We start from the raw sequence: 15,100 nt of genomic DNA, 5'->3' as shown, positions 1-15,100 counted from the left end.
AAAGGCTTGGCGCGAAGCCAAGCCTTAATTGTTGTCAGAGGCCGAGGCGTTGCTCGGCTAGGCGGACCCAGTAGGAGATGCCGTGGGCGATGGCTTCGTCGTTGAAGTCGTAGGCCGGGTTGTGCAGGCCGGCGCTGTCGCCGTTGCCGATGAAGATGAAGGCGCCGGGGCGGGCGTTCAGCATGTAGGAGAAATCCTCGCCGCCCATCATCGGGTCGATCTCGGCGTTGACGTTACCCTCGCCGGCAATGGCGCTGGCGGTGGCCACCGCATGTTCGGTCTCGTCGGGATGATTGACGGTGACAGGGTAGTTGCGGTGGAAGCTGATCTCGGCCTCGGCGCCGTGGGCGGTGGCGACGCCCTCGACGATCTGCCGGAACCGGGTTTCGGCCAGCGTGCGCACCTCGGGGTCGAGGGTGCGCACCGTGCCGGCGAAGGTCGCATCGTTCGGAATGACGTTATGGGCGAAGCCGGCATTGAACTTGGTCACCGAGACGACGACCGAGCTGATCGGATCGGCGGTGCGAGAGGCGATCATCTGCAGGTTGGCGACGATCTGGGCGCCGATGGCGATCGGGTCGATCGTCCGGTGCGGCTGGGCGGCGTGGCCGCCGCGGCCCTTGATGGTGACGGTGAATTCGTCGGTCGCCGCCATGATCGCCCCCTTGCGGGTGGCGAACTGTCCCACCGGCAGGCCCGGCAGATTGTGCATGCCGTAGACCTCTTCGATGCCGAAGCGCTCCATCATGCCGTCCTTGACCATCAGGTTGCCGCCGCCGCCGCCCTCTTCGGCGGGCTGGAAGATGACGGCGATATTGCCGTTGAAGTTGCGGGTTTCGGCCAGGTATTTCGCAGCGCCGAGCAGCATGGCGGTGTGGCCGTCATGGCCGCAGGCATGCATCTTGCCCGGCGTCTTCGAGGCCCAGGGTTTGCCTGATATTTCGGTCAGCGGCAGGGCGTCCATATCGGCGCGCAGGCCGACGGTGCGGCGGCCTTCGCCCTTGCCCTTGATCAGGCCGACGACACCGGTGCGGCCGATGCCGGTGACGATCTCGTCGACGCCGAATTCCTTGAGCTTTTCAGCAACGAAGGCGGCCGTATTCTCAACCGCGAAGAGGAGCTCGGGCCGGGCGTGGATATGACGGCGCCATTCGGCGACTTCGTCCTGCAATTCGGCGGCTCTGTTCAAAATCGGCATGTTGGCGTTCCTGTTATGAAATCCCGGCAATCGTTCATTGCATCACAAGGGCGTGAGGCGGGGGGTGTGAGGCGGCTGGGGCGTGAGCCTGTGGAAATTACTTAGTCAATGACCTTTGCCATGTCATAGCCATATAGGCTAAATAGGGGAAGGTTTCGAGATTTTCCTGATATCCGAAGGACAAAGCGTGTCGACGAGCCACTTCCGTTTGTTTGCCGCCTTGCGGCCGCTGAGTTTCGCGGTTGCCGCGACGGCTGGTTTTCTTGCCTCGGTTCCGCTCGCCGCGGCCAATCCGCATATTCTCGTCGATGTGCAGACCGGCCGCGTGCTCGAGCATGAAGAAGCTTTCCGCAAATGGTATCCGGCCTCGCTCACAAAGCTGATGACCGTCTATACCGTGTTCGATGCGATCCGGGCCGGGCAGATCAGCCTCGATACACCCGTCGTCATGAGCAAGCGCGCCGCCGCGCAGCCGGCCGCCAAGATGTATTTCAAGCCGGGCCAGAAGCTGACGCTCGACAGTGCGCTGAAGATCCTGATGGTGAAATCGGCCAACGACATTGCCGTTGCGGTCGCCGAAGCCATCGGCGGCACGCAGGAAGGCTTCGTGACGCGGATGAATGGCGAGGCGCTGAAGCTCGGCATGACGGATTCGCATTTCGTCAATCCGAACGGCCTGCCGGGCAAGGGGCAATATACGACGGCGCGCGATCTTGCGGTGCTGACCGTGGCCCTGCGCCGCGATTTTCCGCAATATGCCTCTTATTTCGCGCTTGAGGGTTTCACCAACGGCCAGCAGAACGTGCCGAGCCTCAACATGCTGATTGGCCGCTTCGCCGGCGCCGACGGCATGAAGACCGGCTTCATTTGCGCCTCGGGCTTCAACCAGATCGGTTCGGCGACCCGCAACGGCCGCACCATCGTCTCGGTCGTGCTCGGCACCGACAGTCTCGCGGCGCGCGCCGATGCGACGGCGAACCTGCTGCAGAAGGGTTTCACCACCCAGTTTCCCGGCAATGAAACGCTCGGTTCGCTGCGGCCCTACGGGCAGGGGCAGGACCAGGTGACCGATATCTCCGCCGACATCTGCAGCGCCAAGGGCGCCAAGATACGCAGCGAAACGCGCGACGAAGTCGGCCGCATGCGGGTGCAGTCGCCCTATATCCTGGAAATGGACCACGATCCGCGCTTCGTCTTTGCCGGCCTGATTCCCGGTCAGGACCCGCAGCCGGCGGCACAGCCGGAAAAGGTGGCGACCGGCGATACGGCGGGAGGCATCGCCAACGTGCCGGTGCCGATGCCGCGCCCGACATCCTTCTAAGATCAGCTTTTAAGGTCAAACGACATGAGCGCGCTCAACGACAGGATTCCGGTCACCATCCTGACCGGCTTTCTCGGTGCCGGCAAATCGACGCTGCTCAACCGCATCCTCAAAGATCCGGTGATGAAGGATGCGGCCGTCATCATCAATGAATTCGGCGATGTCGGCATCGATCATCTCCTGGTCGAAAGCTCCGGCGATTCGATCATCGAACTCTCCGACGGCTGCCTCTGCTGCACCGTGCGCGGCGAGCTTGTCGATACGCTGGCAAACCTGATGGACGCCGTGCAGACGGGCCGGGTCAAGCCGGTGAAGCGTGTCGTCATCGAAACGACCGGCCTTGCCGATCCCGCTCCGGTCATGCAGGCGATCATGGGCAATCCCATCATCGCCACGAATTTCGAGCTCGACGGCGTCGTGACCGTCGTCGATGCGGTGAACGGGCTGCAGACGCTCGACAATCACGAGGAAGCACGCAAGCAGGCGGCGGTCGCCGACCGGCTGATCGTCTCGAAAAAAGCGATGGCCGCGGCAACGGACGCGCTGGAACAGCGGCTGCGGGCGCTCAATCCACGCGCCGCGATGATGGATGCCGACAGTGCTGAGGCCGGCAGCGCCGCGGTGCTGGTCAACGGGCTCTATGATCCGGCGACGAAGATCGCCGATGTCGGCCGTTGGCTGCGGGACGAGGATGCGCACGAGGCGCATCACCATCATGCTCACGGCCACGATCATCATCATGATGGGGATCACCACGGCCACCACCATCACGGTCATCACAACCATGATCATGATGGCGATCACGCGCACCAGGACCCGCATGACGTCAACCGTCACGATGCCTCGATCCGCTCCTTCTCGATCATCGAGGAGAAGCCGATCGATCCGATGGCGCTCGACATGTTCATCGATCTGCTGCGCTCCGCCCATGGCGAGAAGCTGCTCAGAATGAAGGCGATCGTTTCCGTCTCCGACCGGCCGGACCGGCCGCTGGTGCTGCATGGAGTGCAAAGCATCTTCCATCCGCCGGTGCGGCTTGCCGCCTGGCCGGATCCCAACGACCGGCGCACGCGCATGGTGCTGATCACCAAGGACCTGCCGGAAGCCTTCGTCAAGGATCTGTTCGACGCCTTTCTCGGCAAGCCGCGCATCGACATGCCGGATCGCGCGGCGCTGTCCGACAATCCGCTCGCCATTCCTGGCTTGAGAATTTAGCCCTTTCTGATCAGGAAGCGGTGGCCGGTTTCGGTCTTTTCGGTTTCGACGAGCTCGTGGCCGTCCTCATTGCAGAAATGCGGCATGTCGATCACCGCCAGCGGATCGGTGGTGTCGACGCGGATGAGCGTGCCGCTTGCCATGGCGGCAAGCTTCTTGCGTGTCTTGATCACGGGGAAGGGGCATTTCAGGCCGCGAAGATCGTAGAGAACGGGGTTCAAGCCGTTCAGTTCCGCGCCCAGAATTTCCAGAACGGCTTCTTTGCCGCGGCTTCTGCGGTTTCCTGCGGTTCGGGCGCCGCAAAGGCCAACGGGTTCTGCGTCGGGATCGGCACGACCGCCGGTGTCGCGGCAGCGACTGCGGTTGCCTGCGGCTGGGCGGAAATTGCCTGCGGTGCGGCAGGCATTGCCGGCGTGGCGCCCGGCGCGGTCTTGGCGGCGAGGCCCTGCGCGGTGCGCTTGGCCATCAGGTCTTCGAGTTCGGCGACCTTGACCATGCGGCCTGCTTCCAGCGAGGTGCCGGTCGGGGCATAAGCGAGTTCGCGGCCCTTGCGGGTCTTGGCGACCACGGCCTTGCGCTCGGCTTCGGACGGATCGTACCAGGCCATGCCGTCGAATTTGCTCATCGCCTTGGCATAGTCGGCATCATAGGTCTTGCCGTAGGAGGCAAGGGCTGCCGTCAGCGCCGGCGGCGTCGACATGGCAGGGCATTTGCCGGCGGCATTGAAGGCGCCGCCATCGGTTGCCTGCTGGTTGAAGACGTATTTCTTCTCGCAGACGGCCACCTCGGGCGGGCGTTTCGTCACTTCGAAATTGTCGTAGCCGACCTTCAGCATCTTCCAGAAGTCGTAGCTCGAGTCGAGCCGATGCTTGACCATGTTTTCCGCCGTCATGCGGAAGGGGAAGGCCTGCAGCTGCACCGTCGCCTGGCCGCCCTTGAAGGCGTCGCGGGCAAAGGCGTAAATTTCAAGCACCTGCTGGTCGGTCATCGAATAGCAGCCGGAGGACGAGCAGGCGCCATGGATCATCAGATCGGAGCCGGTGCGGCCGTTGGCCGCGTCGTAGCGGTTCGGGAAGCCGGTGTTGATCGCCAGATAATATTTGGAATTGGGGTTCAGGTTGGCGCGCGTCAGGTCGTAGAAACCTTCCGGCGCCTGCCGGTCGCCGGTCTTGACCTTCGGGCCGAGACGGCCGGACCAGGCGCAGATCTTGTAGTCGGCGATCTTGTCGAAACGGTTATCGGTCTTCGCCTTCCAGATCTCCATGGCACCTTCTTCCTTGAAGATGCGGATCATGATCGGCGAATTGCGGTCCATGCCCTTGGCGGACATGGCCGTGAGGATATGGGGAGGAAGCGGCTGCTCGACCTTGTTCTTGACCTTGGAGAGATCGACCTGCGCGGTTTCCAACGCGTCATTGCAGCCGGTCAGAGCCAGCGCCATGAGGGAAACATAGGCAAAATAACGTATGCGCATCCAAACTAGCCCATAAAGATAATGCGACCCGGTCCGCCTATGGAGTTCGGGCATTAGACGGAATCATAGGCGGCTTATACTTTATAAATCCTTACCAGCCTATGACGTGCCCTGAACATCCCCGCAAGCGCGAATGCTACAGATAATATCAATGTGGCCAAGATTTGGCCCCAATCACTCAAAGCCGAACTTGTCTCGGACATGATGCCGAAATGTGTCAGTGATTTTCAGCTGTTCCAGAGCATGATGCCGAAAACTGTGCGCGGTTTTCGGACGACATCCTGTTCTAGAGATTGCGGCCCATATTGAGGAATTTCTGGCGGCGCTCGTTGCGCAGCTGTTCGCCGGAACGGGAGGCCATTTCGCCGAGCGCATTGGCGATCACATCGCCGGTTGCGGCGATGACGCTGTCGGGATCGCGATGCGCGCCGCCGAGCGGCTCGGAAATGATGCCGTCGATGACGCCGAGCGATTTCAGGTCTTCCGCGGTGATCTTCATATTGGTCGCCGCTTCGCGGGCGCGGGTGGAGTCGCGCCAGAGAATGGAGGCGGCGCCCTCAGGCGAGATGACGCTGTAGATCGAATGCTCGAGCATATAGACCTTGTTGCCGGTGGCGATGGCAATCGCGCCGCCCGAGCCGCCTTCACCGATCACGACGGAAACGAGCGGAACCTTGACGCCGAGACACATTTCCGTCGAGCGGGCGATCGCCTCGGCCTGGCCGCGCTCTTCGGCGCCGACGCCGGGATAGGCGCCAGCCGTATCCACCAGCGAAATCACCGGCAGGCCGAAACGATCGGCCATTTCCAGGATGCGGATCGCCTTGCGGTAGCCTTCCGGGCGGGGGCTGCCGAAATTGTGCTTCAGGCGGGTCTTGGTGTCGTTGCCCTTTTCCTGGCCGACGACGGCGACGGGCTGGCCGCGGAAACGGGCGAGGCCCGCCTGGATCGCGGCATCCTCGGAAAATTTGCGGTCGCCGGCGAGCGGCGTGAATTCCTGGAACAGCGTCTTCGCGTAGTCGACGAAATGCGGGCGCTGCGGATGGCGGGCGACCTGGGTCTTCTGCCAGGGATTGAGCTTGGAATAGATTTCGACGATCGCCTCGCGGACGCGAACCTCCAGCCTGCCGATCTCATCGGTGGTGTCGATGCTCTCGTCTTCCGTTGCGAGCTTCTTCAGCTCGATGATCTTGCCTTCGAGGTCGGAGATCGGCTTTTCGAAGTCGAGATAATTGTGCATGAGGTGCGTTTCCGTTCCTTGTGCCCGGGGCGTTTTCCTGGCTCCGCCCCTTGTCGCCGGTCCTATTCGTGCTTTTTCGCCTGTTTGGCAAGGGGGTGATGCGTCTGGACGAGCTGCTGCAGCCTCTCTTCGAGGACATGCGTGTAAATCTGTGTGGTCGAAATGTCCGAATGGCCGAGGAGTTCCTGCACGACGCGCAGGTCGGCGCCATTGGCAAGCAGGTGGCTGGCAAAGGCGTGGCGCATCACATGCGGCGAGATCATCGACGGCGTCAGGCCGGCGCGGATCGCCAGGTTCTTCAGGTCGCGGGCAAAAACCTGGCGCGGCAGATAACCCTCCTTCGAGGCGGCGGGAAACAGCCAAGGGCTTTCCTGCGGATCCTTGGCCGCGGCATTTTCCGCCGCCAGCAGGCGCCCGTAGGATTTCAACGCCGCTATCGCCGATTGCGACAGGGGCACCAGCCGCTCCTTGTTGCCCTTGCCGCGGATCATCAGGAAACGCCCTTCCTGATCGAGCACGCGGGCGGGAAGCGAAACCAGTTCGCTGACACGCATGCCGGTGGCATAGAGCAGCTCCAGCAGCGCCAGCATGCGCAGGCGCTGCAGCTGGCCAGGCGCTGCATCGCCTGCCTCGGCCTCGGCCTGTGAAAGCAACTTGCCGACCTCCTCGACGCCCATCGTCTTCGGCAGCGGGCGGCCTTTCTTCGGCGCGTCGAGAATGCCGGTGGGGTCGTCGGTCCTCAGCCCCTCGGCGTAGAGGAATTTGTAGAACTGCCGCATGGCGGCAAGCCGGCGCGCCTGCGAAGAGGCTTTGAAGCCCTTTCGGGCGAGCGAGGCGAGATAGGCGGCCAGATCGGCGGAAGCGGCTTCGGTCAGCCGCACGCTGCGGCCGGTCAGGAACGAATGGACGTCGTCGAGGTCGCGCTCATAGGATTGCAGCGTGTTGACGGCCGCACCGCGCTCGGCGCTCATCATTTCCAGGAAGGATTCCACATGGACGCGGCTCAGATCCACCATGCCGGTCACTTCCTGGTCGTGTTGATCGTGCCCGTCGCCGGCGGATTGACCCGCTCGGACGGAATACGGATGGTCACGTCGCGCGGCTCGGGCTCGACGAAGGTCACAAGCGCCCACATCGCTCCGTAGACCGTCCCGGCGAGGATCGCGCAGACGAACAGAAAACGGAACAGGGTCGGCATCCGGCAACTCCTTCATGCTCTGCTTCTGTTATAAGAAGCGTATCTGCAAGTGCAAGAAGCGGTATTCAAGCCATGATTCCCTTGTCCGCGACTTGACGCTCCAGCTGCATTTGTCGATACGGTTTGCAAACAAAGTGTGAATGGACCGATGAGTGAACCACTGCTGACCGTTGCTGACAGCTTGAAAGACAGAGCTCGCGCCGCGCTCGGTTCACGCAATCTGATCCTCGTTGGCTTGATGGGTGCGGGAAAATCCGCCGTCGGCCGCATCGTCGCCAGCCAGCTCGGCATTCCCTTCATCGACAGCGACCACGAAATAGAGCGCGTGTCGCGCATGACGATCCCCGAACTTTTCGCGGCCTATGGCGAGGACGAATTCCGGGCGCTGGAAACACGGGTGATGAAGCGGCTGTTAAAGGGCGGGCCGCGGGTCGTCTCCACCGGCGGCGGCGCCTTCATCAACGAGCGAACGCGCAGGCATATCATCAAGGGCGGCGTCTCCGTCTGGCTGAAGGCAGATCTCGACGTGCTCTGGGAGCGGGTCAACAAACGCGACAACCGGCCCCTGCTCAAGACCGAAAACCCCAAGCAGACGCTCGAAGGCCTGATGAATGCGCGCTACCCGATCTATGCGCAGGCCGACCTCACCGTGCTCTCGCGCGACGTGCGCAAGGAAATCATGGCCGACGAGGTGCTGAAGGCGGTGATCGAAGCTCAGAAGGAAAAAGCAGCGTCATGAATGCGATACCCTCCGCCTCATCAGTCCAGACGGTGCACGTGCCGCTCGGCGAGCGCGCCTACGATATCCTGATCGGGCCGGGGCTGATCGCGCGGGCCGGCGCCGAAATCGCTTCCCGCCTCAAGGGCCGCAAGGCGGCTGTCATCACCGACGAAAACGTCGCGCCGCTCTATCTCGAGGCGCTTGTCGCAAGTCTTGAAGAAGCAGGCATCGCCTCGGCTGCGGTCGTGCTGCCGGCGGGCGAGAAGACCAAAAGCTTCGAGCATCTGATAACCGCCTGTGACAAGGTGCTCGAAGCCCGCGTCGAGCGTAACGATTATGTCATCGCGCTCGGCGGCGGCGTCATCGGCGATCTCTCCGGCTTTGCGGCCGGCATTGTGCGCCGCGGCGTGCGCTTCGTGCAGGTGCCGACTTCGCTGCTGTCACAGGTCGATTCCTCCGTCGGCGGCAAGACCGGCATCAATTCCCGCCACGGCAAGAACCTCATCGGCGTCTTCCATCAGCCGGATCTGGTTCTGGCCGATACCGATGTGCTGAATACGCTGAGCGAGCGCGAATTCCGCGCCGGTTACGCCGAGGTCGCCAAATACGGGCTGATCGACAAGCCGGATTTCTTCGCCTGGCTGGAAGCCAACTGGAAGGCGGTTTTCGCAGGCGGTTCCGCCCGCATCGAAGCGATTGCCGCCAGCTGCCAGGCGAAGGCCGATGTCGTCGTTGCCGACGAGCGCGAGAACGGCCAGCGGGCGCTGCTCAATCTCGGCCATACGTTCGGCCATGCGCTTGAGGCGGCGACCGCCTATGACAGCTCCCGCCTCGTGCATGGCGAGGGCGTTTCGATCGGCATGGTGCTGGCGCACGAATTTTCCGCGCGGATGAACCTTGCAAGCCCCGATGATGCGCGGCGCGTCGAGCGGCATCTGCAGGAGGTCGGCCTTCCGACCCGGATGTCCGACATTCCGGGCGCGCTGCCGCCGGCCGAAACGCTGATGGATGCGATCGCCCAGGACAAGAAGGTCAAGAGCGGCAAGCTCACCTTCATCCTGACGCGCGGCATCGGTCAGTCCTTCGTCGCCGACGACGTTCCTGCCTCCGAGGTGATCAGCTTTCTCAGGGAAAAACACCCCTAATGACCGTCGAAGGCGCTCTGGCATTTCTTGCGACATATTGGCCGGAGATCCTTTCGATCACGGCGCTCGTGCTGATGTCTGCCTTCTTTTCCGGCTCGGAAACCGCGCTGACCGCCGTGTCGCGCAGCCGCATCCATACGCTTGAGGTCAACGGCGACGAACGCGCCGGCCTCGTCCGGCAGCTGATCGAGCGGCGCGACCGGTTGATCGGCGCGCTGCTGATCGGCAACAATCTCGCCAACATCCTGTCCTCCTCGATCGCCACCAGCCTGTTCCTCGGGCTGTTCGGCAATTCCGGCGTGGCGCTGGCGACGCTGGCGATGACCGTCATCCTGGTCATCTTCGCCGAAGTGCTGCCGAAGAGCTGGGCGATTTCGACGCCCGACCGTTTCGCGCTTGCGATCGCGGTTCCCGCCAGGCTCTTCGTTCTCGTCGTCGGCCCGATTTCCTCCTTCGTCAATGCGATCGTCCGACAGATCCTGGCGCTGTTCGGCATCAATCTCTCGCGCGAGGTATCGATGCTGACGGCGCATGAGGAGCTGCGCGGCGCCGTCGACCTGCTGCACCGCGAGGGATCGGTGGTGAAAGCCGATCGCGACCGGCTCGGCGGCGTGCTCGATCTCGGCGAGCTCGAACTCTCCGACATCATGGTCCACCGCACGGCGATGCGGGCGATCAATGCCGACGATCCGCCTGAGGCGGTGGTGCGCGCCATTCTCGAAAGTCCCTATACACGCATGCCCTTGTGGCGCGGCACGATCGACAACATCATCGGCGTCGTTCACGCCAAGGATCTGCTGCGGGCGCTGGCCGAACCGAACATGGAGCCGCAGAACCTCGATATCGTGAAGATCGCGCAGAAGCCGTGGTTCGTGCCCGACAGCACCAACCTAGAAGACCAGCTCAACGCCTTCCTGCGCCGCAAGCAGCATTTCGCCGTTGTGGTCGACGAATATGGCGAGGTGCAGGGCATTGTCACGCTGGAGGATATTCTCGAGGAAATCGTCGGCGATATTTCCGACGAGCACGATATCGAGATCCAGGGCGTGCGCCAGGAGGCCGACGGTTCGGTCGTGGTCGACGGCGGCGTGCCGATCCGCGACTTGAACCGCGCGCTCGACTGGAACCTGCCCGACGAGGAAGCGACGACCATTGCCGGCCTGGTCATCCATGAATCGATGACCATTCCGGAAGAGCGCCAGGCCTTCACCTTTTATGGCAAGCGCTTCATCGTCATGAAGCGAGAGAAGAACCGCATCACCAAGCTGCGCATTCGCCCCGCCGGGGAAGACGGCGCAAAACCGGCCTGACCCGGCTTGGATTGCGGGCGGGTAGTCTCCATATAGGCTTTGCTACCAGCGGGTCGGCTCATCCGGTGCTGCCGGTTCGACGGCCAGCGCATGCAGGCCGGCATCGAGTTCCGGTTTCAACAGGTCGGTGATCGCCCGGTGGCGCGCCAGCCGCGACATGCCGGAAAATTTGGCCGAGACGATCCTCACCCGCATATGGGTTTCGCCGGTGCCTGTGATATCGGGCTGATGGCCGGCATGCAGATGGCTTTCGTCGACGACGCTCAGGCGCTCCGGCGCGAAGGCTTCGACTAGTTTTTCTTCGATGCGGGTTCGCAGGGTCATCGTCCGGTCTTGCTTCGCGAAAAAGGTTCCCACCAAGCCAGCAACAAACCCGTTTGTCAATTCTTGTTGTCGCCTCGCGACGGCCTCATAATTAGCACCGCCATGAGACTTGATTCCAAATATTTCGATCGCATCCGAACACGCCGCAAACGCGAGCAGGAGACAGAGCAGGCGCCGCCTACCTGTCAATGGGACGGCTGCGACAAGAAGGGCTCGCATCGCGCTCCTGTCGGACGCAATGCGGAAGGCCAGTTCTTTTTGTTCTGCTTCGAGCACGTCAAGGACTACAACAAGGGCTACAATTATTTCTCCGGTCTGTCGGACGGCGAGATCGCCCGCTACCAGAAAGAGGCGATCACCGGCCACCGGCCGACCTGGACCGTGGGCGTCAACAAGTCGGCGAAGGACAGCCCGCTGCATTCGGAGGTCCGCTCCGGCGCCTATAGCCGCGTTCGCGATCCCTTCGGCTTCGTCAAGGAAGGCGGCAAGGGCAGCGGGCCGCGTTTTCCCCAGGCGCGCAAGCTGAAATCGCTGGAAAGCAAGGCCTTCGATACGATGGGCCTCGACGCCAATGCGACCTCGGCGGAGATCAAGAGCCGCTACAAGGAACTGGTCAAGAAGCACCACCCGGATGCCAATGGCGGCGACCGCGGCTCGGAGGAGCGTTTCCGCGCCGTCATCCAGGCCTATCAATTGTTGAAGCAGAACGGTTTTTGTTAGTTCCCGTCCTTGCTCTTGGGCTTCAATCGGGTATGGTCCAAATCGGCTGAGGCCGCAGGCAAACGCGGCTCATATTTGTGCGTTTTCCCGACATCGCCTCCGCCGACCTTCCGGACGCGGCGTTTCTTGTCCGGGACTCTTTCAAGAATGCTCGCACGCGGTCATTATCCCGCCGAGGTTTCGTTTCAGTCCCGGAGAAGCATCGCCGACGTTCCGACCTGGACGGGCGCGGAATAAAATCGCGGCGTCACGGTTGCGACATGGCCTGAGACAGTATGGCCGGGTGGCATCACCCGCCTTGGAGACATGATGAGCAAGATCGACCTCGATATTTCTGAACTGCCCGATACCACCGTTTCGGTCCGCGAGGCCTTCGGCATCGATTCCGACATCCGCGTTCCCGCCTACAGCAAGGGCGACGCCTATGTGCCGGACCTCGACACCGATTACCTTTTCGACCGCGACACGACGCTCGCCATTCTTGCAGGCTTCGCCCATAACCGCCGCGTGATGATCTCCGGCTATCACGGCACCGGCAAGTCCTCGCATATCGAGCAGGTCGCGGCGCGCCTCAACTGGCCCTGCGTGCGCATCAACCTCGACAGCCATGTCAGCCGTATCGATCTCGTCGGCAAGGATGCGATCGTCGTCAAGGACGGGCTGCAGGTCACCGAATTCAAGGACGGCATCCTGCCCTGGGCCTATCAGCACAATGTCGCGCTGGTCTTCGACGAATATGATGCCGGCCGCCCCGATGTGATGTTCGTCATCCAGCGCGTGCTGGAATCCTCCGGCCGCCTGACGCTGCTCGATCAGAGCCGCGTCATCCGGCCGCACCCGGCCTTCCGCCTGTTTGCGACCGCCAATACGATCGGTCTCGGCGACACCACCGGCCTCTATCACGGCACGCAGCAGATCAACCAGGCGCAGATGGACCGCTGGTCGATCGTCACGACGCTGAACTATCTGCCGCATGATCACGAAGTGAATATCGTCGCCGCCAAGGTGAAGAGCTTCGGCAAGGACAGGGAAGGGCGCGACACCGTTTCGAAGATGGTTCGTGTCGCCGATCTGACGCGCGCCGCCTTCATGAATGGTGATCTCTCCACCGTCATGAGCCCGCGTACCGTCATCACCTGGGCCGAGAATGCCGAGATCTTCGGCGATCTCGCCTTCGCCTTCCGCGTCACCTTCCTCAACAAGTGCGACGAGCTGGAGCGTCCTCTGGTCGCCGAGCACTATCAGCGCGCCTTCGGCGTCGAGCTGAAGGAAAGTGCCGCCAATATCGTTCTCGGAGCCTGAGACCGACCGATCATGGCAGCTCGCGGTGACAATTCGAAAGCAAAGCCCGGCGCGCCCGTCGACGTCGAGCCATTGCGCCGGGCGATATCCGGCTGCGTGCGCTCGGTCGCCGGCGACGGCGATGTCGAGGTGACCTTCGCCAATGAACGGCCTGGCATGACCGGCGAGCGCATCCGCCTGCCGGAGCTTTCCAAGCGGCCGACGGCGCATGAGCTGGCGGTCACCCGCGGGCTCGGCGATTCCATGGCGCTGCGCCTTGCCTGCCATGACGAGAAGATGCATGCGACGATGGCGCCGCAGGGTTCGGATGCCCGGGCGATCTTCGATGTCGTCGAGCAGGCGCGCGTCGAATCGATTGGCGCGCTGCGCATGGAGGGCATGGCGACCAACCTGCGCTCCATGACCGAAGAGAAATATTCCAAGGCGAATTTCACCGGCATCGAGCGTCAGGAAGACGCACCGGTCGGCGAAGCCGTCGCGATGATGGTGCGCGAGAAGCTGACCGGCCAGCGCCCGCCTGAAACCGCCGGCAAGGTGCTCGACCTCTGGCGCGGCTTCATCGAGGAAAAGGCGGGGGCCGAACTCGACAATCTGTCGGGCGCGATCAACGACCAGCAGGCCTTCGCCAAGGTCATCCGCAACATGCTGTCGGCCATGGAAATGGCCGAGGAATACGGCGACGACGACAGCGACGCCGACAATGACGATCAGTCGGATCAGGAAGACCAGCCGAGCGGCGACGAGCAGGATCAGGACGAGGTCGACGAGGATGCCGGCACCGATGCCGCCCCGGTCGAGGACAGTGAAGTCGCCGACGAGCAGATGGAGGACGGCGAGACCGAAGGCGCCGAAATCTCCGACGACGACATGATGGAAGAGGGCGAGGACGATTCGGAAACGCCGGGCGAGACCCGCCGTCCGAACACGCCTTTCTCAGATTTCAACGAGAAGGTCGATTATCACGTCTTTACCGAAGAGTTCGACGAGATCATCACCGCTGAGGAACTCTGCGACGCTGCCGAGCTGGAGCGCCTGCGCGCCTTCCTCGACAAGCAGCTGGCGCATCTGCAGGGCGCGGTCGGCCGTCTCGCCAACCGGCTGCAGCGCCGCCTGATGGCGCAGCAGAACCGCTCCTGGGATTTCGACCTGGAAGAGGGTTATCTCGATCCGGCCCGGCTGCAGCGCATCATCATCGATCCGATGCAGGCGCTGTCCTTCAAGATGGAGCGCGACACGCAGTTCCGCGACACGGTCGTCACCTTGCTGATCGACAATTCCGGCTCGATGCGCGGCCGGCCGATCACGGTTGCCGCCACCTGCGCCGATATTCTCGCCCGCACGCTGGAGCGCTGCGGCGTCAAGGTCGAGATCCTCGGCTTCACCACCAAGGCCTGGAAGGGCGGGCAGGCACGCGAAAGCTGGCTTGCCGGCGGCAAACCGCAGACGCCCGGACGCCTCAACGACCTGCGCCATATCATCTACAAATCGGCCGACGCGCCGTGGCGTCGGGCACGCGCCAATCTCGGGCTGATGATGCGCGAGGGCCTGCTCAAGGAAAATATCGACGGCGAGGCGCTGATCTGGGCGCATAACCGCCTGCTCGCACGCCGCGAGCAGCGCCGCATCCTGATGATGATCTCGGACGGCGCGCCAGTCGACGATTCGACGCTGTCGGTCAATCCGGGCAATTATCTCGAGCGGCACCTGCGCGCCGTCATCGAACAGATCGAGACACGCTCGCCGGTGGAATTGCTGGCAATCGGCATCGGTCACGACGTGACGCGCTACTATCGCCGCGCCGTGACGATCGTCGATGCCGACGAACTTGCCGGCGCGATGACCGAGCAGCTCGCCTCGCTGTTCGAAGACCAATCCACCCAGCCGCGTGGCGGCCGGCTCCGCCGTGCCGGCTGACGCCGCTGGAAGGAATCG

Annotated in this window: 15 protein-coding genes; 8 read left to right on the top strand and 7 right to left on the bottom strand. The window is 62.8% G+C overall.

What is annotated here, in order from left to right; genetic code table 11:
- Positions 1-34 precede the first annotated feature (34 nt).
- Entirely contained in the window at positions 35-1,198 is a 1,164-nt protein-coding gene (locus CO657_RS18535) for a M20 aminoacylase family protein (protein WP_054182470.1), read from the bottom strand.
- Positions 1,199-1,385: 187 nt separating this feature from the next.
- Here CO657_RS18535 and CO657_RS18530 point away from each other — a divergent pair, with 187 nt between their 5' ends.
- Both CO657_RS18530 and CO657_RS18525 read left to right on the top strand, forming a co-directional pair.
- Positions 1,386-2,519 carry a D-alanyl-D-alanine carboxypeptidase family protein gene (locus CO657_RS18530; RefSeq protein ID WP_003589909.1) on the top strand — a complete coding sequence of 378 codons (1,134 nt, stop codon included), beginning with the start codon at positions 1,386-1,388 and terminating at the stop codon, positions 2,517-2,519.
- A gap of 24 nt (positions 2,520-2,543) precedes the next feature.
- The gene (locus CO657_RS18525) at positions 2,544-3,734 is read left to right on the top strand and encodes a CobW family GTP-binding protein (protein ID WP_054182471.1); all 1,191 of its coding nucleotides are present in this window, start codon (positions 2,544-2,546) and stop codon (positions 3,732-3,734) included.
- Here CO657_RS18525 and CO657_RS18520 read toward each other — a convergent pair.
- From CO657_RS18520 to CO657_RS36800, 5 genes are all read right to left on the bottom strand, one after another.
- The gene (locus CO657_RS18520; RefSeq protein ID WP_003589912.1) at positions 3,731-3,955 is read right to left on the bottom strand and encodes a sulfurtransferase TusA family protein; all 225 of its coding nucleotides are present in this window, start codon (positions 3,953-3,955) and stop codon (positions 3,731-3,733) included. The two genes, CO657_RS18525 and CO657_RS18520, sit on opposite strands and share 4 nt — an antisense overlap.
- Before the next feature lie 5 nt (positions 3,956-3,960).
- Positions 3,961-5,208, bottom strand: a complete 1,248-nt coding sequence (locus CO657_RS18515) for a L,D-transpeptidase family protein (protein ID WP_054182472.1) — start codon at positions 5,206-5,208, stop codon at positions 3,961-3,963.
- A 286-nt stretch (positions 5,209-5,494) separates the two neighbouring features.
- Positions 5,495-6,448 carry an acetyl-CoA carboxylase carboxyltransferase subunit alpha gene (locus tag CO657_RS18510; protein WP_003589922.1) on the bottom strand — a complete coding sequence of 318 codons (954 nt, stop codon included), beginning with the start codon at positions 6,446-6,448 and terminating at the stop codon, positions 5,495-5,497.
- 62 nt (positions 6,449-6,510) lie between these two features.
- On the bottom strand, positions 6,511-7,464 hold the full coding sequence (gene xerD, locus CO657_RS18505) for a site-specific tyrosine recombinase XerD (RefSeq protein ID WP_054182473.1): 954 nt from the start codon (positions 7,462-7,464) through the stop codon (positions 6,511-6,513).
- Between the two features lie 5 nt (positions 7,465-7,469).
- A complete protein-coding gene (locus tag CO657_RS36800) occupies positions 7,470-7,646 on the bottom strand; it encodes a hypothetical protein (RefSeq protein ID WP_003589926.1) in 177 nt (58 codons plus the stop codon).
- Between the two features lie 148 nt (positions 7,647-7,794).
- On the opposite strand from CO657_RS36800, the gene CO657_RS18500 reads away from it, so the two are divergent.
- From CO657_RS18500 to CO657_RS18490, 3 genes are read left to right on the top strand one after another with little or no spacing between them, the layout of a single operon-like run.
- Positions 7,795-8,385 carry a shikimate kinase gene (locus tag CO657_RS18500; RefSeq protein ID WP_054182474.1) on the top strand — a complete coding sequence of 197 codons (591 nt, stop codon included), beginning with the start codon at positions 7,795-7,797 and terminating at the stop codon, positions 8,383-8,385.
- Entirely contained in the window at positions 8,382-9,512 is a 1,131-nt protein-coding gene (gene aroB, locus CO657_RS18495) for a 3-dehydroquinate synthase (protein WP_054182475.1), read from the top strand. The genes CO657_RS18500 and aroB overlap by 4 nt, the downstream gene beginning before the upstream one ends.
- The gene (locus CO657_RS18490; RefSeq protein ID WP_054182476.1) at positions 9,512-10,822 is read left to right on the top strand and encodes an HlyC/CorC family transporter; all 1,311 of its coding nucleotides are present in this window, start codon (positions 9,512-9,514) and stop codon (positions 10,820-10,822) included. Before aroB ends, CO657_RS18490 begins: the two co-directional genes overlap by 1 nt.
- A 42-nt stretch (positions 10,823-10,864) precedes the next feature.
- On the opposite strand, the gene CO657_RS18485 is transcribed toward CO657_RS18490, so the two are convergent.
- Complete coding sequence (locus CO657_RS18485) at positions 10,865-11,146, bottom strand: BolA family protein (protein ID WP_012559142.1); 282 nt, start codon at positions 11,144-11,146, stop codon at positions 10,865-10,867.
- A gap of 102 nt (positions 11,147-11,248) precedes the next feature.
- Here CO657_RS18485 and CO657_RS18480 point away from each other — a divergent pair, with 102 nt between their 5' ends.
- From CO657_RS18480 to cobT, 3 genes are all read left to right on the top strand, one after another.
- Positions 11,249-11,866: a J domain-containing protein gene (locus tag CO657_RS18480; protein ID WP_003589932.1), complete on the top strand. Its 618-nt coding sequence runs from the start codon at positions 11,249-11,251 to the stop codon at positions 11,864-11,866.
- 309 nt (positions 11,867-12,175) lie between these two features.
- The gene (gene cobS / locus CO657_RS18475; RefSeq protein ID WP_003589933.1) at positions 12,176-13,168 is read left to right on the top strand and encodes a cobaltochelatase subunit CobS; all 993 of its coding nucleotides are present in this window, start codon (positions 12,176-12,178) and stop codon (positions 13,166-13,168) included.
- A gap of 12 nt (positions 13,169-13,180) precedes the next feature.
- Positions 13,181-15,082, top strand: a complete 1,902-nt coding sequence (gene cobT / locus CO657_RS18470) for a cobaltochelatase subunit CobT (protein WP_054182477.1) — start codon at positions 13,181-13,183, stop codon at positions 15,080-15,082.
- Positions 15,083-15,100 lie beyond the last annotated feature (18 nt).

It is taken from the genome of Rhizobium acidisoli (genome assembly GCF_002531755.2).
GTDB lineage: Bacteria > Pseudomonadota > Alphaproteobacteria > Rhizobiales > Rhizobiaceae > Rhizobium > Rhizobium acidisoli.
The sequence above is the reverse complement of the archived record's forward strand: the minus strand, read 5'-3'. Positions and strand labels throughout refer to the sequence as shown.